The following is a 22581-nucleotide window of genomic DNA, read 5'->3' on the forward strand; positions in this document are numbered from 1 at the left end:
TCATAGGTGTCGAGGCTGGCATTGCTGCCCGCGATGCCGGCGGAATTGATCAGGATCGAAACCGGGCCGACTTCGGTTTCGACCTCGGCATGTGCACGGGTCAATCCGTCGAGATCGGTGATGTCGACGATCCGGGATGACGCACCGTTTCCGAGGGCGGCCACCGCTTTCTTCAACATATCGCCGTCGCGGTCCCAGAGGCTGACTTTGGCACCCGATTGGAGCAGGCGATGCGCCATTGCAAAGCCCAGGCCTTGTGCGCCGCCGGTCACGACGGCGACCTGATTGTCGAGATCGATCTTGTTCATGTTCTTGCCTTTGAAGTCGCCCGGCCACGAAGGGCAAGGCCATTGCGCGTATCGAAGAACCGCACTTTCGACGGTTCGACGGGTGAAAGTCCGATCGCTGATCCGGCTGTCAGTTCAACCGAAGGGGTGAGAAAGGCGGAAACCAGGAAAATCCCCCACATCCACGCGCACTAGGTTGCGGGAGCCAAGATATTCTATCGTCCGCACCGTTCCGCGCAACATGGCTGTGTCGGTGTCGTCATGTACCAGATCTTCGGGCCGTATCATCACAGAGCGGGCAACAAAATTGCCCGCTCCGCTTCGGCGATGGTCGATTGACGCAGGCCAACTGCCGGGTGATTGTGTGCGACAGACGCAAGCCAGCGAGAACCATAACTCGCGCGAGGGTGGCATGAGGGCAATTACGATGCTTTGGCGGTTCCTAATCCCGTCCGGCGCGCTATGCGCCGTCGTCCTGTTGTCGGGCGTGTGGCTGGCTGTGATCGACAGTCCTGCGCTTGCTCAGACAAACTCGCCAACGGCGGAAGCGCTTGCCGATGAAAAGGTGCAGCAGCTCCTCAAGATGCTTGACGATCCCGACATCCGCGCGCGGCTGGAAAGCAAGGTGGCGCCGGCGGAAGCGGATGCACCGTCCGCGTCGTCGCAGATGCTGGGATGGGAAGCTACCGTCCGCAATCATCTCCGGGCGACGCGCGATGCAATTCCGCGTATTCCGGAAGAAGTGGCGAATGCCGTGCAGGTCGTGCGGAGTGAAATCAAAAGAGGCACGATCGTCATTCTCTTCGGCGCCCTGCTGGCGCTCGGCTTCGGCGCGGAATGGCTGTTCAAGCGGGTGGTTTCTTCAGGGTCGCGGAGCGCCCCGGGCAGGGCAGACGCCATCGTGGCCGCTCCGGAAAGCACCGCCAGCCGCGCTCTCGCCGAACTGGTGCCGCTCGTTGTGTTCTTCATTGTCTGCGCGGGCGTTTTCTTGGCGTTCGAATGGCCGGCATTGGTGCGCGTTATCGTGATGACATATCTCGTCGCTTTTGTCGCCGCCCGCCTGGTTGCGGCGATTGCGAGAATACTGCTTTTCCCCGGTGCGGAACGGGCAAACGCGGAAAGGGTGCCGGCTCTGCTGCCGATGGGCGAGACCGAGGCGGGTTTCTGGTATCGCCGCGTGGTTGTTTTCACCAGCTATTTGCTGGCCGGCTGGGCGACAATCAGTCTGTTCCCGCATCTGGGCTTTACTCCGGCGGTCCAGGAGACGGTCGCCTACCTGCTCGGGATCGGCCTTCTGGCGATGGCGATCGAGATCGTCTGGCGCCGGCCGCGTAGCGTGGAAACCTATCGGACAAGCATAACCAACTGGTTCCTCACCTTCTACCTGGCCTTGCTTTGGGTGCTTTGGGTTACCGGTTCCAACGGCCTCCTCTGGCTCGGCATCTATGCTCTGCTTCTGCCGAAGGCGGTGGCTATCGCCGGCCAGGCGGCGGAATCGGTCACGGCACGCAAGGAGACCGTTTCATCCGCGAATCCGTTCTGGCGGGTGATGATCGTCCGCGGTACGCGGGCGCTGGTGATCCTGCTTGCTGTTTTATGGATGATGCTGTCCTTGCGGGTGCATCCGAGTGATTTCGCCGAAAACAACGCGACTATCGCACGGATCATGCGTGCGCTCCTGCAGGGTGTCATCATCCTGCTAGTCGCGGATCTGCTCTGGCAATTGTCGAAGGCCTACATCGACCGCAAACTGGAGCTGTCGTCGATAGATGATACGGTTACTCCCGCGGAAGCCGCGCGCCGCGGCCGTCTGCGTACTTTGCTGCCGATTTTCCGGAACATGCTGGCCGTGGTGCTCGCCTGCGTAGCCGTTCTCATGGTGCTGGCGGGGCTCGGCGTCCAGATCGCACCGCTGATCGCCGGCGCCGGCATATTCGGCGTCGCCATCGGCTTCGGTTCGCAGACCCTGGTCAAGGACGTGCTGAGCGGCGTCTTCTTCATGCTGGATGACGCGTTCAGGGTCGGAGAGTACATCCAGAGCGGCAGCTACAAGGGAACCGTGGAATCGTTCAGCCTGCGCTCGGTAAGGCTCCGCCACCACCGCGGCCCGGTGTTCACGGTTCCGTTCGGCGACCTCGGCGCGGTGCAGAACATGAGCCGCGACTGGGTGATCGACAAGTTCATGATCCGCGTTCCGTTCGACACCGACGTCAAGAAGGTGAAGAAGCTGCTCAAGGGGATCGGAGCCGAAATGCTCGCCGATCCCGAGCTGGCGCCTCAGATCATCGAAACGGTGAAAATGAAGGGCGTGGAGCAGTTCGGTGATTTCGGCATGGAACTGAGCTTTGCCTTCATGGCCAAGCCGGGCCATCAGTCCGTCGTCCGGCGACGCGCTTATACCATGATCCAGCAGGCGTTCGCGGCCAACGGCATCGAATTCGCCCAGCCTACTGTCCAGGTGGGAGGCGATGACAAGCCTGCCTCCGCGGCCGCGGCTTCCGCCGCTGAGCGTATGCGCAAGGAAGCCGCGTTGGCAGCAGCTGCCGGTGGTGCCTAGCCGGCTAGGCTATCCACCGGTTCGACAGCGCCTGCGGATTTCTGGGATGGCATGGTCGCTGTTTCATTTTCGGCGACCAATCTGGGGCTGGACTTGCCGGCAGGATTGCGCGGGCTCGAGGCGCCTGCCGGGCCGTTCGCCGTTTCATTTGACAATCCGCCCCGGTTTTCTGTTATTCCGGCGCCGAATTGCCAGCATCGGATAATCGCATGACCAATGTTGCCCTCACCGGGCTTGCCCGCGATCTCGCAAGACGCGCCGACGAAGGTCGTCCGGTGCGCATCGGCGTCATCGGCTCGGGCGAAATGGGCACCGACCTGGTGACGCAGGGCATGCTGATGAAGGGCATAGAGGTTTGCGCGATCTCGACGCGGCGCCCGCACACCGCCCGCGACGCGATCAGGATCGCCTATGGCGACGAGGCGATGGCGCGCGAGGCGCAAACCGCGTCCGCGGTCACCCAGGCTATCGAGAGCGGCAGGATCGCCATCACGTCGAATGAACTATTGGTCACCAATCCGATGATCGACGTGGTTGTCGATGCCACGGGCAAGCCTGGCGTCGCCGCCGATTTCGACCTGATGGCGATGGAGCACGGCAAGCACCTTGTGATGATGAATGTCGAAGCTGACGTCACCATCGGTGCCTTTTTGAAGAAGGAGGCTGACCGGCTGGGCGTCGTTTATTCGGTCGGCGCAGGCGACGAGCCGTCGAGTTGCATGGAACTGATCGAGTTCGCCACTGCGCTCGGCTACACCATCGTCTCCGCCGGCAAGGGCAAGAATAATCCGTTGAATCACGATGCCGTCCCGGACGATTATCGCGAGGAGGCGACACGCCGCAATATGAACCCGCGCATGCTTGTCGAGTTCGTCGACGGGTCCAAGACCATGGTGGAGATGGCGGCGATCGCCAACGCCACCGGCCTGGTGCCGGACGTTCCCGGCATGCATGGTCCCCGGGCCGACCGCGACGATATGGTCAAGGTGCTGATCCCGCGCGAGGATGGCGGCATCCTGCACAAGAAGGGCGTCGTCGACTACACGGTCGGCAAGGGTGTGGCGCCTGGCGTCTTCGTCATCGTCGAGGCAACGCACCCGCGCATCATCGAGCGCATGGACGACCTTCACATCGGCAAGGGGCCATATTACAGCTTCTTCCGCCCATACCACCTGACATCCCTGGAAGTGCCGCTGACGGCGGCGCGCATCGCGCTCTACGGCAGGCCGGACATGGTGCCGCTGCCGACCCCCGTGGCCGAGGTGTGTGCTGTCGCCAAGCGCGATCTCGCCGCCGGCGAGACCTTCGATGCCATCGGCGAGACCTGCTACCGTTCCTGGACGATGACCGTTGCCGAAGCACGCGCAGGCCACGCGGTCCCTGTAGGCCTCCTGGAAGGCGGCAAGGTGCTTAGGCCGGTCCGCAAGGGTGAATTGCTGACCACCGCGAACGCAGCACCCGATACCAGCACAAACCTTTTCCGCTTGCGCCAGCGTCAGGACCAGATGTTTCTGGAAACCGCCTGACGGTTATTTCCCAAGCTCGATCGACCGTAGCCGCGCCGCTTCGACCGCTTCGCCGACCAGCTTCGTCAGCCGGTCTTCTCCCATTAGCACGGCCAGCGCCGCCGCGGTGGTGCCGTTCGGGCTGGTCACCTGCTGGCGCAGCGCGCCCGGCTCTTCGCGGCTTTCGGCGGCTAGGCTCGCCGCTCCGTAGACCGTCTGCATGGCGAGCAGCTTGGCCGTGTCCCGCGGCAACCCGGCCTTGCCGGCCGCTTCGGTCAATGCTTCGATGAAGTGGAACACGTAAGCCGGCCCCGAACCGGAAACTGCCGTCACCGCGTCCATCAGCGCCTCGTCCTCGATCGCCGCGACCTCGCCGCTTGCCGACAGCAAGCCGTTGACGAAATCGCTCGCGCTGTCGGTGACCAGGCCGTTCGCCACGGTCACCATCATGCCTTTGCCGATCGCCGCCGGCGTGTTGGGCATGCAGCGGATGACGGGGACAGCGCCCAGGATTTCCTCGAAGGTGGCGATCGGCGTGCCGGCGGCGATGCTGAGAAACGTCGTCTGGCCTTCGGCAAATCGTCTGTAGCCGGCGACGACGTCGCGCATCACCTGCGGCTTCACCGCGAACATGACCAGCGTCGGTTTCAACGCGCCTGGCAATGCATCGCTGTTCGCCACCGCGTGGCTGCCGAGTTCCGCGGCGCGCTGGCGCAACGCATCGTTCGGTTCCACCACCCACACATCGGACGCGGCAAGCCGGCCGGATTTCACCCAGCCGGAAAGCATGGCATAGCCCATATTGCCGCAACCGGCCAAAACCACTGTCGATGTCATCGTCTGGATTCTCCCTTGACGCGGGACATAGCCCGACAAACGCGCGGGAGGAAGATGGAATGAGGCGGCTGTGGCCGATTGCTCAGCGCCGCGCCGCCTTCACCGGAAAGCGGGCCACCAGCCGCAAGCCGAGCGCCGCCAGGACGAGAAACAGCCACACCGGATCGGCACGACGGAAGAAGAACGATTCCAGGAACGCATTGAGCGTCGTAAACAGCAGCACCATCATGAAGAAGTCGGCGAGATAGATGTTTTCCTTCAGCAGCGGCGTGCGCATGTAGTCGAACAGCGGCGCGATCAGCAAGGTGACGACGGCCACGCCCAGTGCCGGCAGGCCCATGATCACGGCGATGTCGAGATAGCCGTTATGCCCGTGCACGATGCCGCTGATGTCCCAGTCCTGGTCGAAGGATTTCATTTCGATCACGGCCGGCGTCCCCCAGAAACTCTCGTAGCCGTAACCGATCCAGGGTTGCTTCAGGATCATCTCGCCGGAGTACTTCCACAGCTCGGTGCGGCCGGTATAGGTAAGGCCGGGCGCGAGCTGGTCGGCAAGGTAGCCGAGCGGGCCGATGAACACGATGCCGATCGTCGCCAATCCGGTTCCCACAATCGCAATGGTGAAGAAGATTGGCGTCAGCAGGCGCATGCCGATTATGCCGGGCATGGCAACCAGTCCGATTGCGAGCGGAACCAGTCCGACAGTGGTCTTGGAGCCGGTGTTGGCCATAAAGAATAGGGCGGTTGCGAACAGCAGCGCGCCAATCCATTTCCAGCCGCGGCGGTAGAGATAGAGACCGCCGAAGCTGAAGCAGGCCATCACCGGTCCTGCAAGGTTCTTGTGCTGGAAAACACCGCGCCAGAAGCCGGCGTGCTGCGGCTCGAGCGAGTCGGCGGTGTGCTTGGCGATATCCGGATAGATGACAAGTCCGATATAGCTCAGTGACACCACAGCGAATCCCGCAAAGGCAAGCGCGGTGGAAAATGCGTCGGCGTCGCGCGGCAGGGCCAGGATAGCCGCCATCGCCAGGATGCCGATCACCGTGAAGGAGGCGGCACGCGCCGCCGCCGACGGGTCCGTCGCATGCAGGACCGAAAAAACCAGGCAGCCGAGCAGCAACAGCCACCACGGACTGAACAGTGCTGCCAGAACGCGGCGGTCGACGAATGCCGTCAATCCAAAGATGGCGAGGCCGCCGATCGCGCTGAATCCAAGCTGGTTGACGACGTCGCCGCCTTCCATGACGTTTTCGCCGCTGAGCTGGAACGGTCGGAAGGAAATTATGATGACGGCGAACATCAGCGCCGACAGGGCGGTGGTGATACGCCGCGTCGTGAAGGCGGCGAGGAGCCCGCCTGGCTCAGTTCTTCTCAGGCTGGCGGTATTGCTCATTGGCATATCCGAATTCCGCAAGCACGCGGCCGAGCGCCACATAGATTGGGTAAAGTGCGGTTGAAACCGACCCGGTCCGGGCCAGCCTGAGCGTCCCGCGGAACGGAGAAGCAGCCAGCAGCGCCAGGCTTTTGGCAAAAACCTTCAGGCCGGCCAGCGGTTCGCCGGCGCGTTTCTTCTTTTCGACCAGGGTGGAGATCACCCCGTTGCGCAGCGATCGTGCGCGTATCCAGTCCGCCTCGACGCGCCGTGCCGGCACCATCTCCAGGGTCTTGGCTTCGGCGCACCAGGCGAGCCGAAACCCGGCTTGCCGGGAGCGGCTCAGGAAGTCGGAATCGCCGCCGCCCATGAAGTTGAATCGGAGATCGAGGAAAGGCGGTCCCATCCGCATCAGCACGTTGCGGCCAAGCAGGAGGTTTCCCGACGAATAGAGCGCCTCGACCAATCCGGTCTTCGCGTAAGGCGGCGCGAACACCGGATGTGCGGCCCATCTGGCATGCGATGCATCTTCAAACACCGGCACCTGCGGCCCACCGACAATGTCGGCGCCCAGCGTCTCGCTGGCTGCGCACATGCGCTCCAGCCATTCCGGATCGGCAAGTTCGTCATCGTCGATGACGAGCAGGTGCTCGAAATCCGGGAAATGCAGCAGCGCCGTTTGCCAGCCGGCATTGTAGGCGCTGCAATTGCCGCGTTCATGCGCGACGATCAGCATGCCCTGGACCTCGCTGCTTTCGAAAAGTGGCAATGCAGCCATGGCGCCCTCGCGAGCGTCGGCTTCGTTCTCCATGACGATCACGGCAAAGCGGCGGCTGGTCTGCTGGGCTTGCAGCGAGGCAAGTGTTTCCAGCAACTGCACGGGCCGGCGGAATGTCGGCACCGTGACGACTGCCCGGAACGTTTCCGGTTGCAAACCGGGCGAGCGCGCGAGAATCGAGATGGAACCGTCGGACGGGTTTGAATTCATGCGGCTGCCAGGATCTTGGTGATCGTCCCGATAAAATCCTGTTTCGTTTAACTTTTCGTTAAACACCTTGGGAGACAGGCTCCGATATTGGCGCGGCAGCGCTTTCGGTCGCGCATTTTCAAGTCGCGCTTAATCAACACTTCACCGCCCTTTGCTACCGGAAGGCATAGGACAGGTTCATGCATCTGGTATTCGTTACCTCGATCGTGCCGCATGCGGCACCGGCAACCGGCTACGAGATCGCCAATGCAGCGATCATCGACGCGTTGCGCCGGGCAGGCGTGCGCGTCACTGTCCTCGGCTATGCATGGCCTGGCAAACAGCCTTCCGATCCGGAAAACACCGTTGTTCTCGGCGCGGTCGACGTCCGCACTGAAAATGCCTCGCTGCCGCAGAAGATCGAATGGCTGGGTAAGGCGATGGCGGCCGGCATCACCTTCTCGTCAATCAAACTGCGTGCGGCGACGCCCGCCGACGTGAAGGCCGCGCTCGCCACGGTCGAGCCGTACGACGGCTACATCGTCAATGCGGTGCAATTCGCCGGTGCCTTCGAGGGCCTTTTCGAGGACAAGCCGTCGATCTTCGTGGCGCACAATGTCGAGTTTCGGTCGGCCGAGGAAAATGCCGAGGCCGCCGGCGGTTTGCTGCAGAAGTTCCTGTACCGGCGCGAGGCGCGGCTGCTGAAGGGGATGGAGGCGAGGCTTTGCACCAACGCCAGTTTCGTGTTCACGCTGGCCGACGAGGATCGGGCAGCTCTCGGCGTCGATGGAAAATCAAGGTCGGCCGCCCTGCCTCTCGTTACCCGCCCTTTGCCGCCTCCGGTTCCATCGCAGCGGCAGATCGTTTGCGACGCCGCTCTTATCGGCACCTGGACCTGGCAACCCAACCGGATCGGCCTCGACTGGTTCCTGGATTCGGTCGTGCCGCATCTGCCGGATGATTTTCGCGTCCATATCGCCGGCCACCTTCCGGCGGGCCTCTCGTCGCCGCATCCCGGCGTCAGCTTTGTCGGCCGCGTCCCGGACGCCACCGAATTTGTGCGTGGCGCCGCCGTCATTCCGCTGATCAGCCGCGCCGGCACCGGTGTCCAGTTGAAGTCGATCGAGACCTTCGAACTTGGTCTGCCCGCGGTCGCGACAACGCGCTCGCTGCGCGGCATCGACAGGATACCCGAGAACTGCGTTGTTGCCGATGATGAGCAGGAGTTTGCGGAAGCGCTTCTGAGATTGGCAAAAGGCGGCGGTTTCGATGTCGATGGCGGCGACTTCTACCGTCGCCAGCGCGACGCCCTCGATGCCCAGATACGTCTCGGCCTTGCGAAGATTGGCGCGGCCGGTCAAAGAGCGGCGGCATGAACATGCAGTCCGCCCTTGTGCCCCACGACCCGCCCGAACTGCGGGAAATCCTGGGTGTGGCGGTGGCCAGCGTCACCGCGGAACAAGCCTCCCGGCTGTTCCTGCGCCTGATCGCGGAAAAGCGCTTCACCAAGGTCGGTTTTCTCAACGCTCACAATGCCAACGTCGCGGCTGCCGATCCGGAATTCGCGCGCATTCTTGACGATTTCCTCATCCTGCCGGACGGTGTCGGCGTCGATGTTGCCGCGAAGCTTCTTTATGGCGCGCCGTTTCCGGCCAATCTCAACGGCACCGATTTCATTCCGGCATTCCTGCGTTCCGCCCGGCAACCGCTGAAGGTCGGGTTGCTCGGCGCGAGCCGGGAAAACGCCGACAGGGCGGCTGTGCGGCTTTCTGAACTGGCGCCGCAGCACAAGGTCGAAGTCATCCATGACGGCTTCTTTAATGCCAGCGACGAACCGGAAATTCTCGATCGCATAGCGAAATTCCGTCCGGACGTGCTGCTCGTCGCCATGGGCGTGCCGCGGCAGGAATTCTGGATCGCCGGCAATCTGGACCAGGACCATTGTACGCTGCCGATCGCGGTTGGGGCCTTGTTCGATTTCCTCAGCGGCGCCGTTCCGCGCGCGCCGGGCATCGTTCGCAGCCTTCGCCTGGAGTGGCTCTTCCGCCTGCTGATAGAGCCGGGCCGTCTGTGGCGTCGCTATATCGTCGGCAATCCGCTGTTTCTGTTGCGCGTTTTCCGCCAGAAGCTGGCTTCGAGGGCAAGCCGGTGAACAAGCGATTCGTTCCGGACAGCGCCCCCGTGGCCAAGCCTGCGCGTGGCACCGCGGCACCGACCGCGGCGGTGGTGACGGCCAGCTATGCGCCGGATTTCGAGCGCTGCCGGCTGCTGTGCGAAACCATGGACGAATTCGTCAGCGGCGCGTCCCATCACTACATCCTGGTCGAGGGCCGCGACGTCGCGCTGTTCCGGCAACTGGAGACGCCGTCCCGCACGATTGTCGACGAGCGCGATCTCCTGCCCTCGTGGCTTCACGCCTGGTGGGATCCGTCCAGCCTGTTCCGCCGCCGCATCTGGTTGAGCCTGAAGACCCAGCCGTTGCGTGGCTGGCATGTGCAGCAACTGCGGCGCATGGCGATCGGCGCTCATGTCGGCGAAGACACGCTGGTTTATTGCGATTCGGACGTGGCTTTCCTGAGACCGTTCGATTGCGGTGCTTTCTGGCATGGCGGGTCCGCCCGTCTTTTCCGCCGTGACGACGCCTTGCTGCAGCCGGTCGACGGAGATCATCGCATCTGGTCGCGCAACGCGGGCTTGGCACTTGGCATTGCCGAGCCGGAGATCTCCCCGCACGACTACATCGCGACGCTCATCGCCTGGCGGCGCGATACGCTGGTGGGTATGTGCCAGCAGATTGAGCAGGTGCACGGCCGCCACTGGGTGGAAACCATCGGCCGGGCACGGAAATTTTCGGAATGCATGTTCTACGGGCGCTATGCCGATGAAACGCTGGGTAGCGCCGGTCATTTCCACGATTATCACGAATTCTGCCGGGTCTACTGGAACGGCCCAGCCTTGAGCGACGATGAATTCCGGGATTTCGTTGCGGGGATGGAACCCGAGCAGGTGGCGATCGGCATGCAGTCGTTCATAGGCACCGATCTTGCGCGCATTCGCCGGCTGATTTCGCGAAATTAGAAAATTCGCAAGTTTTAGAACATTTTAGCCGGCTTTTTCAGCATGCTGTAGGTCAGCAATGCCGAGGCGAGATAGAGCGCCGCAAATACGAGGTTCAGCGACAGGACCATGCCGGCCGTGTCGGTGAGCCGCGTCAACGCCCACCACAGGAGGATGCCCTTGAGGCCGGCCAGTAGCGCCAGGTTTACGGCCCGGATCAGCGTCTGTCCGCGCGCGAAGAGCAGTTCCGCGTGGTATTCGACCAGGTTGCGGAACGCCGGCACCAGCAGCGCCAGCCCGACAAGCGGTGCTGCCTCCGAGACATTGCCGCCAAGCGCGCGGGGGAAGAAATAGAGCACGACGGCGAGTGCTGCGAGCGCCAGCGTCGAGACAACGAGCACGCCGCTTTCGATCATCGCCCTTATCCCGAGCCTTGCCAGCATTTCGGGCGTGCGCATCATTTTCTGGACCAGCATCATCGTGAAGGTGCGGATCGGTATTGCGGTGAGGTCGACCAGCCGCATCACGATCGCGTAGATGCCGGCGAGATGCGGCCCGCCGATCGACAGCACCAGCAGCTTGTCGAATTCCATCTGCAGGTAGAAGAGCACCTCCGCGCCGGCGACATAGATCGAATCCGCCAGCCGCCTCCAGTAAAGCTCGGGCCTGAAGCGCAGCCTTTGCCGCGGATAGAAGAACGCGAATGCGATGATCAGCGAGACTGCATTCGCGGCGATATAGAAGTTCGACCAGGCGGCCAGGTCATGCACGGGCCAGAAGATGAAGGCCAGCGCCGCCAATGCCCTCAGCAGGGTTCCCATGATGACCAGGATCGCCGCCCGGCCGAATTTGGCCATGCCGTTGTTGACGATGACGGCGAGTTCGACCGGCCGCCACAACAGCGCTTCGGCAAACACCACGGCGGCGAAAATCCATGCCGTCATGTCGCCGGCGAAGAACAGCGCGAATGTCAGCCATCCGGCCAGCCACAGCACTGGCAACGAGAGCAGCCCCAGGAGTATGAACCCACCGGTGAAGGCACCGATCAGCTTGGGGCGGACCGTGGCGACGCGATAGAGCGCGGAAATGAAGCCGAAGGCGAGGATGCGCGACAACATGACGCCGGCTGCCGAGGCGGTCGCGAACAGCCCGAAATCGGCGATCGAAAGCGTGTTGGCCAGTGCAACGAAATAGGCGAGCGAAAATACCAGCCTGCCTGCCGAACCGCTGATGGCGGTGAAGTAGTCGCGAAGCACACCGCGCCGGCTGGTCAGGAAGCCTTGTATCCTGGCCATTTTCGGGTTTTGCGTGGTGTCGCCGATCTCGGTCATTGCTCGGGCGCGACCCTAGCGGGGAATGTTTAACGCGCCGTTCAGCCCGGTTGTATTTGCAGTGCGGAAACAACGCAGAATTAACCTTTTATTTTCCATGGCTGTTTAGCGTGGCTTAACGATTGAAGCTCCCGAGTTCGGTGAGCCAAGAGGCGGCCATACGGATCATGTTCGACGCAGAGAACCACGACCGGGAAAGGCGTGAGCGATCCTTGCTTTCGCTCGGTCGCGCGCGGCCTGCCGAAGTAGCGCCCGAGCCGGATTCTTCCTCGCACTTCGGCCGGGAAGACGATACAGATCCGGTTGTGCGCCACCGTCTTGCGCGGTCGCGGCGTGAAGCAGTTCCGAGCCCGCTGCTTGCGGCACTTGCGGCAAAATCCGAGCCGAAAGAGCGCCCACAGGCCGATCGGCAAGAGCAGGATCACATGCCCGGTGATGATCCTGCGCCAAAGGTCCGCTGGAGCATTTCCGATCTGATTCCCGGCAGGCTCTCCGGCCATCCGGAGAAGAAGCGCCTGGAAGAGGCGCGCGAGGAGTGGACCGGCTTTGATCGCGCCGCGGTCGAAGCGACGGAAAACATGCGCCGCGACGAGCACCGCAGGCGGCCGGAAATTGCGAGACCGCGGCGAGACGAGCACGCTCCGTCCAACGCCGTGGGCGATCCCGATCTCTACTGGCGTCCCTTGATCGATCCGATGCGGGTGGTGATGGGCATCGTGAACTCCAAGATGCTGATCGTCACGACGACGATTATCGGTGCGCTGCTCGGCGTCGCCATCGCGGTGACGACACCGAAGAAATATGAAAGCGTCGTGGAACTGCTGATCGATCCGCGCGACCTCAAGATCGTGGATCGCGACTTGACGCAGAGCGGCCTTCCGTCGGACGCGACGATGGCGATCGTCGAGAACCAGGTGCGTGTGCTCACCTCGGGAACCGTGTTGAACAGGGTGGTCGATAAGCTCAATCTGACAGCCGACCCGGAATTCAACGGGGAAGCCTCCGGCGGCATCGGCAATCCGCTCTCTCTCATTCGCTCGCTGCTCTCCGGAGACGGCGGCGCCGGAGCCGACAATCGCCGGGCGCTGGCGGTCGGCAATCTTGCCGAGAGCCTAACGGTCGAGCGCGGCGGCAAGACCTTCGTCGTCATGATCTCGGCCACGACGCAGAATGCCGAGAAGTCGGCGCTGATTGCCAACACGCTGACGGATGTCTTCCTGCAGACCTACGGGGAGATCCAGTCCGACACGGCCGGCCGCGCCACCGACGAACTGACCTCCCGCCTCGACCAGTTGCGCAGCGATGTCGAGGCCGCGGAGCGTAAGGTGGAGGCCTACAAGACCGAAAACGACATCATCGACGCCCAGGGACGGCTGATCAGCGACGACGAGATGGTCAAGCTCAACGAGCAGCTTTCCATCGCGCGTGCCCGCACCCTCGAGCTCAATGCAAAGGCTGCTTCGGCGCGGGAACTCGACGTCGATGCGGTGCTTGGCGGAACGCTTCCCGAGCAGATTAGCTCGAACGTCATGACCGAACTGCGCTCCCAATACGCCAGCCTCAGCCAGGAAGCCGACCGGCTGGCCGTGCGGCTCGGCCCTCGCCATCCGCAGCGCCTTGCCATCGACGCCCAGCTTGCCGGCGCGCGGCAGCAGATCCAGACCGAACTGCGCCGTATCATTTCTTCCAACCAGGTGGAGCTCAAGCGCGCGGTCCAGCTCGAGCAGGAGCTTGCCTCGCGGCTTGCCCAGGTGAAAGTGCGGCAGGGCGGCGTCAGTGAAGACCTTGTCATGCTGCGCGAACTCGAACGCGAAGCGGCGGCCAAGCGCGCTGTCTATGAATCGTTCCTGCTCCGGGCTCGCGAGACCGGTGAGCAGCGCGACCTCAACACCGCCAACATGAGCGTGATTTCCACGGCCTATCCGCCGCTCCATCCGGTCGGTCCGTCGCGCTCGATGATCGCGCTGACGGGTACGATACTTGGGTTCATGGCCGGCGTCGGCATTGGCGGCGCGCGCGGCGCCATCCAGAGCCTGCGCGAGAATGGCAGCTCGAACGGTCCGGCCAGGCCGCGCCCGTCGGGTGGTTCGGGCAACGGGCCTGCGGGCGGCGGTGGCCGCCGGCGCGAGCCCCAGCGCCGCACGCCGGAAACCGATCCGTCGCCGCGCCGGCCCGAGACGTCCTCCCGCAAGGTGCGCAATACCTGGATGCCCCTGTCCGATGCGGAGCCTGAGCGGACAGTCAGCCGGATGCGGCAGGAGATAGCCCCCGCCGCGCCGTCCGCCGGCAACGCTCCGGCGTACCCGCAACGGCCGGTCGCGCCGGATTATGCTGCTGCCCTGCAGCAGGTTGCCAATCAGCAGCCCGCCGCGCCGGCCTACCAGCCGCCGGCCGCTCCGCTCCATCAGCCGCTGGCCTATTATCCGCCTGTGATGCAGGCGGGCTTCCCGCCGCAGCAAATGCACGCTCATGCGCAGCCTCAGGCCTATCAGCCGTGGCCGCCGGCGCCGATGTCCGTACCGTATGGATACATGCCCATGATGCCGCAGCCAGCACAGCCAATGCCTTATGCTGCCTATGCTCCGGTCCAGCCGCCCGCCGGCATGGTCCAGCCGCAACATTTCGCGCCCGCGCCGCAGCAACAGTCGCCACAGGTGTTTCCGGCCGCCGCTGCTCGCCACGATGCGTCGAAGGCGCCGATCGACGATGTTCGCGAGAGCCTCCGCGAATTCCGCGATGCAGTGCTGGACATGTCACGGAGCCGGGCTCGCAGGCACCGTTCCTGACACTCAAAATCCGCCGGACTTTCGAGTCTACGCCACGAGACGGCGCTTAGACGGGATTGCTCGATTGTTTTTTGGTGAGAATGCGCCCGCGTAACGACGAACACGCAGGACGAATCATGGCTGAAATCATCGACGGAAAAGCGGTTGGCGAAGAGGTTGTCGCGAAGGTCAGGAAATTGACGGCCGAGCTGGTCGCTTCGGGAAGCGCCGCGCCCGGCCTTGCCGTCGTCATCGTCGGGGAAGACCCGGCAAGCCAGGTCTATGTCGCATCCAAGTCGAAGAAGGCCAAGGAATGCGGGTTCCACTCGGTCCAGCACACATTGCCAGCCGAGACCAGCGAGAGTGATCTCGTCGAGCTGATCGGCAACCTCAATGCCGATCCGAAGATCAACGGCATCCTGGTGCAGTTGCCGCTGCCGGCCCACATCGATTCCGGCCGCATCATCCAGACCATCTCTCCGGAAAAGGATGTCGACGGCTTCCATTTCATCAATGTCGGCAAGCTGGGTACCGGCGAACTCGATACCGCCTTCGTGCCGTGCACGCCGGCCGGCTCGATGCTCCTGATCGAACGTGTCCGCGGCAAGGATCTTTCCGGCCTGAGCGCCGTCGTCGTCGGCCGCTCCAATATCGTCGGCAAGCCGATGGCCAACCTTTTGCTGGCCGCCAACTGCACGGTGACGATCGCCCATAGCCGTACGCGTGATCTTGCCGCGCTTGCCCGTACCGCCGACATCCTGGTTGCCGCGGTCGGCCGACCGGAAATGGTCAAGGGCGACTGGGTGAAGCCGGGCGCCACGGTGGTCGATGTCGGCATCAACCGCATCCCCGCGCCGGAAAAGGGCGAAGGCAAGACGCGGCTGGTGGGCGATGTCGAGTTTACCGGCGCGGAAAAGGTTGCCGGGGCGATCACCCCCGTGCCGGGCGGCGTCGGCCCGATGACCATCGCCATGCTGATGGCGAACACCTTGGCTTCGGCTTCTCTTGCGGCTGGCCGTCCGCGGCCGGAATTCTGATGGTCCACACCCCTGATCGCAGGGCGGGACGCTTTGCGGCCAGTTTTCCTTCCTGTAGAAGAACCGCTGATGTCTGATCCCATGGAAGGCAACCGGCAGTTCGCTTTTCTGCTGGTCGACAAATTTTCGATGTTTTCGCTCGCCGCCGCGATCGACACGGTTCGGTCGGCCAACCGGTTGCTGGGCCGTGACTTCTATGGCTGGACGACGGTTTCGGCAGACGGCGAGGCGGTCATGGCCTCGAACGGACTGCCGTTGAAGATCGACTACAGCGTCGCCGACATTCCGCCGGCCGACATCCTGTTCGTCTGCGTCGGACTGACGACGGAATTTCCCGGCAAGAGCAAGGTGCTCGGCGCGTTGCGCAGTTGGGGTCGCCGCGGCGGCACGCTGGGCGCGCTGTCGGTCGGCTCATACCTGCTTGCCGAAGCCGGCCAGTTGGAAGGCCACCGCTGCACTATCCATTGGGAAAACCGCGCCGGCTTCACCGAGAAGTTCCCCGAGATCGAGTGCACCGGCAACGTCTTCGAGATCGACCGCAAGCGCTACACCTGTGCCGGCGGCACGACCTCGATCGACCTGATGCTGGAAATCGTGCGCACCGATTTCGGCCCGAATCTCGCCAACGGCGTCGCCAACCAGTTCCAGCACGAGCGCATCCGGTCGGCCGGCGACCGCCAGCGGGTCGGCCCGGAGCGCGACCTCACTGGCAAGTCGGAGAAGCTGCGCAAGATCGTCGAGTTGATGGCCGACAATCTCGACGAGCCGTTTTCCGCGGTTCAACTGGCGAAATCGGCGGGTCTCTCCGTCCGTCAGGTCGAGCGTCTGTTCCTGCGGCACCTCACCGTGACTCCCGGCCGTTACTACATGCGGCTTCGCCTCGAACGGGCACGCGAATTGCTGCGGCAGACCAATATGCCCATCCTCGACGTGGCGATCGCCACCGGCTTTACCTCGCATTCCTACTTCGCGCAGAGCTACCGGCTTCAGTTCGGCAGGCCGCCGTCCGAGGAGCGCCGCACCACCTACTGACCGTGGGTGAGGCATATCTGAGCCTGGCTCCGTCGTCAGCCTCCTGGACTGTCACAGTCGACGAAGGGAGATAGCCCTTCTTAATGCGCTGCGCCGAAGGCCGCGGCGCCATGGTCGGCACGCAGGGCCAGTTCGCGGAAACCGGCAAACAGTTCGCGGCCGAAGCCGTGGCTGTTTTCCGACAGGTCGATGCGCGGCACCATGCGCGTCTTCAGCTCGGATGCCTCGACCAGCACTTCCAGCGTGCCGGCGTCGGCGTCGAGCCGCACCATGTCGCCGCTGCGCACCTTGCCGATGACGCCGCCCTCAAGCGCCTCGGGCGTCACATGGATCGCCGCCGGCACCTTGCCGCTGGCGCCCGACATGCGGCCGTCCGTGACCAGCGCCACCTTGTGGCCGCGGTCCTGCAGGATACCGAGCACCGTCGTCAGCTTGTGCAGTTCCGGCATCCCGTTGGCCTTCGGTCCCTGGAAGCGGATGACGGCGATGAAGTCGCGGTCCAGCTCGCCGGCCTTGAAGGCATCGTTCAGCGCCTGCTGGCTGTCGAGTACGAGCGCCGGCGCCTCGACGATCCGGCGTTCCGGCTTCACCGCCGATGTCTTGATGATGGCGTGGCCGAGATTTCCGGTGAGCACCTTGAGGCCTCCGGTCGGCTGGAAAGCCTTGGGGAAGGGTGCCAGCACTTTTTCGTCACCGCTCACTGCCGGCGCCGGTTCGCGGGCGACCGTTCCGTCCGCCGCGAGTTTCGCCTCCACCGTATAAGGACGCAGGCCTTTGCCCCAGATAGTCTGGATGTCCTCGTGCAGCAGGCCGGCATCGAGCAGCTCGCGGATCAGGAAACCCATGCCGCCGGCTGCGTGGAAATGGTTCACATCGGAGAGCCCGTTCGGATAGACCCGCGCCAGCAGCGGTACCGCTTCCGACAGGTCCGAAATGTCCTGCCAGGTCAGCGTGATGCCTGCTGCCGCCGCCATGGCGACGAGATGGATGGTGTGGTTGGTCGAGCCGCCGGTCGCATGCAGTCCGACGATACCGTTGACCACCGTGCGCTCGTCGAACATGCGGCCCATTGGTGTGTATTCATTGCCGAGCGCGGTGATCGCCAGCGCGCGCTTGGCGGCTTCCCGCGTCAGCGCATCGCGCAGCGGCGTGCCGGGATTGACGAAGGAGGCGCCCGGCGTGTGCAGCCCCATGATCTCCATCAGCATCTGGTTGGAGTTGGCGGTGCCGTAGAAGGTGCAGGTGCCGGGGCCGTGGTAGGATTTCGACTCCGCCTCCAGCAGTTCGGCCCGCCCCACCTTGCCCTCGGCGTAGAGCTGGCGGATTTTCGCCTTCTCGTCGTTGGGCAGGCCGGAAGTCATCGGGCCACCCGGGATGAATACCGCCGGCAGGTGGCCGAAGGTCAGCGCGCCGATGACGAGGCCTGGCACGATCTTGTCGCAGATACCGAGATAGACGGCCGCGTCGAACATGTTGTGCGACAGGCCGACGGCCGTCGCCATGGCGATCACGTCACGCGAGAACAGCGAAAGCTCCATGCCCGGCTGCCCCTGGGTGACGCCGTCGCACATCGCCGGCACGCCGCCTGCCACCTGCGCCACGCCGCCTGCCTCGCGCGCCGCTTCCTTGATGAGTTGCGGATAGGTTTCATAAGGCTGATGCGCGGACAGCATGTCGTTGTACGACGTGATGATGCCGAGGTTCGGGATGCGGTCACCGGCAAGGATCGCCTTGTCCGACGGTCCGCAGGCAGCGAAGCCGTGGGCGAGGTTGCCGCAGGAGAGTACGCCCCGGTTGGCCGTCTTGCCCGCTGCCGCTTCGATCCGCTCGAGATAGATCTCGCGGCGCGGCTTCGACCGCTCGCGGATGCGGCCGGTGATGGCTTCGATGTCTTTCCTGGCGGTCATGGCAACGTCCTTTCAAGGCATGCCCGGGAAGGATGGGAGCGCCTCCGCGGCCATGCAGCATTCAATTCAAGGCGCCCAGAATATCTCCACGGGCGTATGTGCCGCGTCGATGACGCGGCGGATCGGCAAGGTCGAGCCGGGGGTGAGTGCCCGCTCCAGCGTGTTCATCTTTTCGGCGCCTTCGATATGAAGCGCCAGGAAGCGTGCCCGGCAGATGAGCGGCAGCGTCAACGTCAGGCGAAGCTCGCCGGCGCTTTGCGCATGAACGGCGGCGACGAAATCGCTGGACTGGGGATCGAGCAGCCGTTCCAGTTCCTCGGCATCCGGGAAGAAAGAAGCGGTATGACCGTCATTGCCCATGCCCAGGATCGCCGCATCCAGCGGGTTGTGGAACACGGCGAGATGGTGCTCGGCGTTGCTTATGTCGGCGGCGACATCGCCGCTTGCATAGAGCGGCAGGAAATTGGCTTTTTTCGCTCTGTTCTGCAGCAGTTTCGCCTTCACCAGATTGGCATTCGAGCGCGGCGAGCTTTCGGGCACGAACCGCTCGTCGATCAGCGTGACGTTAACGCTGCCCCAGTCGATGTCCGACTTTGAAAGCATCTCGAACAACAGCGACGGCGTCGTGCCGCCCGACACGGCGATGGTCGCCGCGTCGCGTTCGGCGACCGCCGCACTCAACCGAGTTGCGATCGTCTCCGCCAGATCCGCCGCCAGCAGTTCGCGCGAACCAAAATCATGCCGGCGGAAATTCTGCGCCGTCATGGGTCAGTTGCTTTCGTGCCAGGTGCGCCCGTCGCGCTCGACCAGCGCGATGGAGGCCGACGGACCCCAGGTGCCGGACGTATAGCCCTGCGCTTCCTGCCGGTTTTCCTGCCAGGCATTGAGGATGGGGTCGATCCAGTCCCACGCGGCTTCGACTTCGTCGCGGCGCATGAACAGCGTCTGGTTGCCGCGCACGACATCCATGATCAGCCGCTCGTAGGCGTCGGGCGCGCGCCCGTCGAACGATTGCGCAAAGCTCATGTCGAGCGGAATCTGGCGCAGCCGCATGCCGCCCGGACCCGGATCCTTGATCATGATGAACTGCTTGACGCCTTCGTCCGGCTGCAGCCGGATCACCAGCTGGTTGGCGGTAATGTTGCCGGCACTTTCTTCGAAGATCGAATGCGGGATCTGCTTGAACTCGATGACGATCTCGGAAACCCGCGTCGCCAGCCGCTTGCCGGTCCTGAGATAGAAGGGCACGCCGGCCCAGCGCCAGTTGGCGATCTCGGCCTTGATGGCGACGAAGGTCTCGATGTTGCTGGCCGCGCCGAGTTCATCGACATAGCCTTTCACCGGTCCGCCGGCGGAGGCGCCGGCGCGGTACTGGCCGCGCACCGTCTGCTTGGGCGCCTCGTTGCCGTTGATCCGCTTCAGCGAGCGCAGCACCTTCAGCTTCTCGTCGCGCACGGCGTTGGCGTCCATCGATGACGGCGCTTCCATGGCGACGAGGCAGAGAAGCTGCAGCATGTGGTTCTGAACCATGTCGCGCAGCGCGCCGGCCTTGTCGTAGTAGGTGACGCGGTCTTCGAGACCGACCGTCTCGGCCACGGTGATCTGCACATGGTCGATATGCGCCGAGTTCCACAGCGGCTCGTAGAGCGCGTTGGCAAAGCGCAGTGCCATCAGGTTCTGCACGGTCTCCTTGCCGAGATAGTGATCGATGCGGAAAATCTGGTGCTCGCCGAAATCTTCGCCGATCTGGTCGTTGAGTGCCTTGGCGGAGACGAGATCGCGGCCGATCGGCTTTTCGACGACGATGCGCGAGTTCGGCGTCACCAACCCATGTTCCTTGAGCTTGTGCGAGATCTCGCCGAACAGCGCCGGTGCGACCGCGAGATAATAGGCACGGATGCAGTCGCTGTCGCCGATCGCCTTCTTCAGCTTGGCAAAGCCGTCGCCCGACATGGCATCGACAGCGACATAGGAGAGCCGCGCCAGGAACGTCTTCAGTTCCTTGGCATCGATGTCGTCTGCCTTGACGTGCTCGGAAATCGCCTTCTTGGCGAATGCCTGGAATTCCTCGTCCGTCATCTTCGAGCGCGAGGCGCCGATGATGCGGGTCGGTTCGGAAAACTGGTGGTCGCGCTGCCGGTAATAGAGCGCCGGCAGAAGCTTGCGTTCGGCGAGGTCGCCGGTACCGCCGAAAATGATGAAGTCGAACGGGTCGACGGGAATGATCTGGCTGGTCATTATCTGTCCGTGTTCTCAGGACTCGCCTTTGCGAGGTGCCTATAATCTAATCGATTTAAACTTGCCAGTGCCATGGTGTCACATACTCGAAATTCCGTTCTGGAACTTGACACCGGCATGCACCCGCGCGTTTGTCAGCGCCGAAAAGAATTCATTTCCTTCGCACCTGCAACATAGAGCCGTTGTGGGACGATACCAAGGAGGCAACTGCCATGGGAACGCATCTTTCGCGAACTGTCGCCGAAGGTTTGGCCTTCATGCAGTTCATCGACGGCAAGCCGGTCGATTCGCTGTCCGGGTTGCGCATCGATGTCGCTTCGCCGTCGGACGGCAAGGTGTTCGCATCGATCCCGGCTTCGGGCGAGGCGGATGTCGACCGCGCCGTAAAGGCTGCCCGTCGCGCCTTCGACGATGGCCCATGGGCGAGGATGCCGGCGGTCGAGCGCGGCCGCTGCCTGACCCGGCTTTTCCAGCTGGTCGAAAAGAACGGTGACGAACTTGCGGCGCTCGAATCGCGCGACACCGGCAAGCCGGTTCGGCAGGGCAAGGCCGACGTTACTGCCACCATGCGTTATTTCGAGTTCTACGGCGGCGCCGGCGACAAGATCCACGGCGACACGATCCCGTTCCTGGACGGCTACACCGCGCTCACCTTGCGCGAGCCGCACGGCGTCGTCGCCGGCATCATTCCCTGGAACTATCCCATGCAGATACTGGCGCGTGTCGCGGGCGCCGCGCTTGCCATGGGCAACACGCTGGTCGTCAAGCCGGCCGAGGATGCCTCGCTGACGGCGATCCGCATGGCCGAACTGGCGCTCGAGGCCGGCATGCCGGCAGGCGTTTTCAATGTCGTCACCGGTTACGGGCGCGAAGCGGGCGCCGCGTTGTCGGCGCATCCGCTGGTCGACTATGTCACCTTCACCGGCTCGCCGCTCACCGGGACGGCAATCCAGCAGGCGGCGGCGGTCAACAACCGCGGCGTCACCATGGAGCTCGGCGGCAAGTCCCCGCAGATCGTCTTTGCCGACGCCGATATTGAGGCGGCCTTGCCGGTGCTGGTCAACGCGATCATCCAGAACGGCGGCCAGACCTGTTCGGCCGGCAGCCGCGTGCTGGTCGAGCGGCCGGTCTACGAGAAGGTCGCCAAGGGCCTCGCCGAGCGGTTTTCGAAACTCGTCGCCGGGCCGCACGATGCAGACCTCGATCTCGGCGCGCTGATCAACCCGCGCCAGAAGGAACGTGTCGCCGGAATGATCGCCGCGGCGGAAGAAGCCGGTATTTCCGTGCTCGCCAAAGGATCGGTCCATGCCGACGCACCGGAAGGCGGTTATTACCAGGCGCCGGTGCTGTTCGGATCGGTCGACCCGGACGCCGTGATCGCCCAGGAAGAAGTGTTTGGGCCGGTTCTCACGCTGTTCCCGTTCGATGGCGAGGAGGAGGCGATCCGGCTGGCCAACGGCACCGAGTTCGGCCTGGTCGCGGGCGTCTGGACCAGGGACGGCGGTCGCCAGCACAGGGTCGCCAAGCGTGTCCGTTCGGGCCAGGTCTTCGTGAACGGCTACGGCGCCGGCGGCGGCATCGAATTGCCGTTCGGCGGCTTCAAGAAATCCGGCCACGGCCGCGAAAAGGGTTTCGAAGCCCTCCACGACATGTCGGCGACCAAAACCATCGTTTTCAATCACGGGTAAA

The 22581-nt window shown here is 63.6% G+C and carries 18 protein-coding genes; 9 read left to right on the forward strand and 9 right to left on the reverse strand.

Going from position 1 to position 22581, the window contains the following annotated elements:
- Together OHD58_RS19920 and OHD58_RS30780 are read right to left on the reverse strand one after the other, a co-directional pair.
- Positions 1–308, reverse strand: a 308-nt coding sequence (locus tag OHD58_RS19920; protein ID WP_263805115.1) for an SDR family NAD(P)-dependent oxidoreductase, incomplete at its 3' end; no start/stop codon positions are given.
- A 114-nt stretch (positions 309–422) separates the two neighbouring features.
- A complete protein-coding gene (locus OHD58_RS30780; RefSeq protein WP_412177253.1) occupies positions 423–701 on the reverse strand; it encodes a TOBE domain-containing protein in 279 nt (92 codons plus the stop codon).
- Positions 702–714: 13 nt separating this feature from the next.
- On the opposite strand from OHD58_RS30780, the gene OHD58_RS19925 reads away from it, so the two are divergent.
- Complete coding sequence (locus tag OHD58_RS19925; protein WP_263805116.1) at positions 715–2844, forward strand: mechanosensitive ion channel family protein; 2130 nt, start codon at positions 715–717, stop codon at positions 2842–2844.
- A gap of 209 nt (positions 2845–3053) precedes the next feature.
- The gene (locus OHD58_RS19930) at positions 3054–4370 is read left to right on the forward strand and encodes an NAD(P)H-dependent oxidoreductase (RefSeq protein WP_263805117.1); all 1317 of its coding nucleotides are present in this window, start codon (positions 3054–3056) and stop codon (positions 4368–4370) included.
- A gap of 3 nt (positions 4371–4373) precedes the next feature.
- Here OHD58_RS19930 and proC read toward each other — a convergent pair whose 3' ends face one another.
- The 3 genes from proC to OHD58_RS19945 form a co-directional block, all read right to left on the reverse strand.
- Complete coding sequence (gene proC / locus OHD58_RS19935; RefSeq protein ID WP_263805118.1) at positions 4374–5186, reverse strand: pyrroline-5-carboxylate reductase; 813 nt, start codon at positions 5184–5186, stop codon at positions 4374–4376.
- Between the two features lie 82 nt (positions 5187–5268).
- Positions 5269–6579 (reverse strand): O-antigen ligase family protein, encoded by a 1311-nt coding sequence (locus OHD58_RS19940; protein ID WP_263805119.1) that lies wholly within the window; start codon positions 6577–6579, stop codon positions 5269–5271.
- Positions 6548–7546 carry a glycosyltransferase family 2 protein gene (locus tag OHD58_RS19945; RefSeq protein WP_263805120.1) on the reverse strand — a complete coding sequence of 333 codons (999 nt, stop codon included), beginning with the start codon at positions 7544–7546 and terminating at the stop codon, positions 6548–6550. Before OHD58_RS19945 ends, OHD58_RS19940 begins: the two co-directional genes overlap by 32 nt.
- A gap of 179 nt (positions 7547–7725) precedes the next feature.
- Here OHD58_RS19945 and OHD58_RS19950 point away from each other — a divergent pair, with 179 nt between their 5' ends.
- Genes OHD58_RS19950 through OHD58_RS19960 form a run of 3 tightly spaced genes read left to right on the forward strand, consistent with a single transcriptional unit; the run spans position 7726 to position 10603 of the window.
- Complete coding sequence (locus tag OHD58_RS19950; protein ID WP_263805121.1) at positions 7726–8901, forward strand: glycosyltransferase; 1176 nt, start codon at positions 7726–7728, stop codon at positions 8899–8901.
- A complete protein-coding gene (locus OHD58_RS19955; RefSeq protein WP_263805122.1) occupies positions 8898–9677 on the forward strand; it encodes a WecB/TagA/CpsF family glycosyltransferase in 780 nt (259 codons plus the stop codon). The genes OHD58_RS19950 and OHD58_RS19955 overlap by 4 nt, the downstream gene beginning before the upstream one ends.
- The gene (locus tag OHD58_RS19960; RefSeq protein ID WP_263805123.1) at positions 9674–10603 is read left to right on the forward strand and encodes a DUF6492 family protein; all 930 of its coding nucleotides are present in this window, start codon (positions 9674–9676) and stop codon (positions 10601–10603) included. The genes OHD58_RS19955 and OHD58_RS19960 overlap by 4 nt, the downstream gene beginning before the upstream one ends.
- A gap of 14 nt (positions 10604–10617) precedes the next feature.
- Here OHD58_RS19960 and OHD58_RS19965 read toward each other — a convergent pair whose 3' ends face one another.
- A complete protein-coding gene (locus OHD58_RS19965) occupies positions 10618–11913 on the reverse strand; it encodes a lipopolysaccharide biosynthesis protein (protein ID WP_412177254.1) in 1296 nt (431 codons plus the stop codon).
- A gap of 167 nt (positions 11914–12080) precedes the next feature.
- On the opposite strand from OHD58_RS19965, the gene OHD58_RS19970 reads away from it, so the two are divergent.
- The 3 genes from OHD58_RS19970 to OHD58_RS19980 all read left to right on the forward strand — a co-directional run bounded on the left by OHD58_RS19970 (position 12081) and on the right by OHD58_RS19980 (position 16747).
- Positions 12081–14699 carry a GumC family protein gene (locus OHD58_RS19970; protein ID WP_263805124.1) on the forward strand — a complete coding sequence of 873 codons (2619 nt, stop codon included), beginning with the start codon at positions 12081–12083 and terminating at the stop codon, positions 14697–14699.
- Positions 14700–14815: 116 nt separating this feature from the next.
- Positions 14816–15715 (forward strand): bifunctional methylenetetrahydrofolate dehydrogenase/methenyltetrahydrofolate cyclohydrolase FolD, encoded by a 900-nt coding sequence (gene folD / locus OHD58_RS19975; RefSeq protein WP_263805126.1) that lies wholly within the window; start codon positions 14816–14818, stop codon positions 15713–15715.
- A gap of 69 nt (positions 15716–15784) precedes the next feature.
- Positions 15785–16747 carry a GlxA family transcriptional regulator gene (locus tag OHD58_RS19980; RefSeq protein WP_263805127.1) on the forward strand — a complete coding sequence of 321 codons (963 nt, stop codon included), beginning with the start codon at positions 15785–15787 and terminating at the stop codon, positions 16745–16747.
- A gap of 80 nt (positions 16748–16827) precedes the next feature.
- Here OHD58_RS19980 and edd read toward each other — a convergent pair whose 3' ends face one another.
- The 3 genes from edd to zwf form a co-directional block, all read right to left on the reverse strand.
- Positions 16828–18654, reverse strand: coding sequence for a phosphogluconate dehydratase (gene edd, locus OHD58_RS19985; RefSeq protein WP_263805128.1), 1827 nt, complete (start codon positions 18652–18654; stop codon positions 16828–16830).
- Positions 18655–18720: 66 nt separating this feature from the next.
- Positions 18721–19419, reverse strand: coding sequence for a 6-phosphogluconolactonase (gene pgl / locus OHD58_RS19990; protein ID WP_263805129.1), 699 nt, complete (start codon positions 19417–19419; stop codon positions 18721–18723).
- Between the two features lie 3 nt (positions 19420–19422).
- Positions 19423–20892, reverse strand: coding sequence for a glucose-6-phosphate dehydrogenase (zwf, locus tag OHD58_RS19995; protein ID WP_263805130.1), 1470 nt, complete (start codon positions 20890–20892; stop codon positions 19423–19425).
- A gap of 212 nt (positions 20893–21104) precedes the next feature.
- Between zwf and OHD58_RS20000 the strand changes: the two genes are divergently transcribed.
- A complete protein-coding gene (locus tag OHD58_RS20000; protein ID WP_263805131.1) occupies positions 21105–22580 on the forward strand; it encodes an aldehyde dehydrogenase family protein in 1476 nt (491 codons plus the stop codon).
- Position 22581: the final 1 nt, after the last annotated feature.

Source organism: Mesorhizobium sp. ZC-5 (genome assembly GCF_025753855.1).
Lineage (GTDB): Bacteria > Pseudomonadota > Alphaproteobacteria > Rhizobiales > Rhizobiaceae > Neomesorhizobium.

Coding starts and splice junctions, on each gene's coding strand:
- OHD58_RS30780 (WP_412177253.1), bottom strand. CDS start 701: ATGCCACCCTCGCGCGAGTTATGGTTCTCGCTGGCTTGCGTCTGTCGC.
- OHD58_RS19925 (WP_263805116.1), top strand. CDS start 715: ATGCTTTGGCGGTTCCTAATCCCGTCCGGCGCGCTATGCGCCGTCGTC.
- OHD58_RS19930 (WP_263805117.1), top strand. CDS start 3,054: ATGACCAATGTTGCCCTCACCGGGCTTGCCCGCGATCTCGCAAGACGC.
- proC (WP_263805118.1), bottom strand. CDS start 5,186: ATGACATCGACAGTGGTTTTGGCCGGTTGCGGCAATATGGGCTATGCC.
- OHD58_RS19940 (WP_263805119.1), bottom strand. CDS start 6,579: ATGAGCAATACCGCCAGCCTGAGAAGAACTGAGCCAGGCGGGCTCCTC.
- OHD58_RS19945 (WP_263805120.1), bottom strand. CDS start 7,546: ATGAATTCAAACCCGTCCGACGGTTCCATCTCGATTCTCGCGCGCTCG.
- OHD58_RS19950 (WP_263805121.1), top strand. CDS start 7,726: ATGCATCTGGTATTCGTTACCTCGATCGTGCCGCATGCGGCACCGGCA.
- OHD58_RS19955 (WP_263805122.1), top strand. CDS start 8,898: ATGAACATGCAGTCCGCCCTTGTGCCCCACGACCCGCCCGAACTGCGG.
- OHD58_RS19965 (WP_412177254.1), bottom strand. CDS start 11,913: ATGACCGAGATCGGCGACACCACGCAAAACCCGAAAATGGCCAGGATA.
- OHD58_RS19970 (WP_263805124.1), top strand. CDS start 12,081: ATGTTCGACGCAGAGAACCACGACCGGGAAAGGCGTGAGCGATCCTTG.
- folD (WP_263805126.1), top strand. CDS start 14,816: ATGGCTGAAATCATCGACGGAAAAGCGGTTGGCGAAGAGGTTGTCGCG.
- OHD58_RS19980 (WP_263805127.1), top strand. CDS start 15,785: ATGTCTGATCCCATGGAAGGCAACCGGCAGTTCGCTTTTCTGCTGGTC.
- edd (WP_263805128.1), bottom strand. CDS start 18,654: ATGACCGCCAGGAAAGACATCGAAGCCATCACCGGCCGCATCCGCGAG.
- pgl (WP_263805129.1), bottom strand. CDS start 19,419: ATGACGGCGCAGAATTTCCGCCGGCATGATTTTGGTTCGCGCGAACTG.
- zwf (WP_263805130.1), bottom strand. CDS start 20,892: ATGACCAGCCAGATCATTCCCGTCGACCCGTTCGACTTCATCATTTTC.
- OHD58_RS20000 (WP_263805131.1), top strand. CDS start 21,105: ATGGGAACGCATCTTTCGCGAACTGTCGCCGAAGGTTTGGCCTTCATG.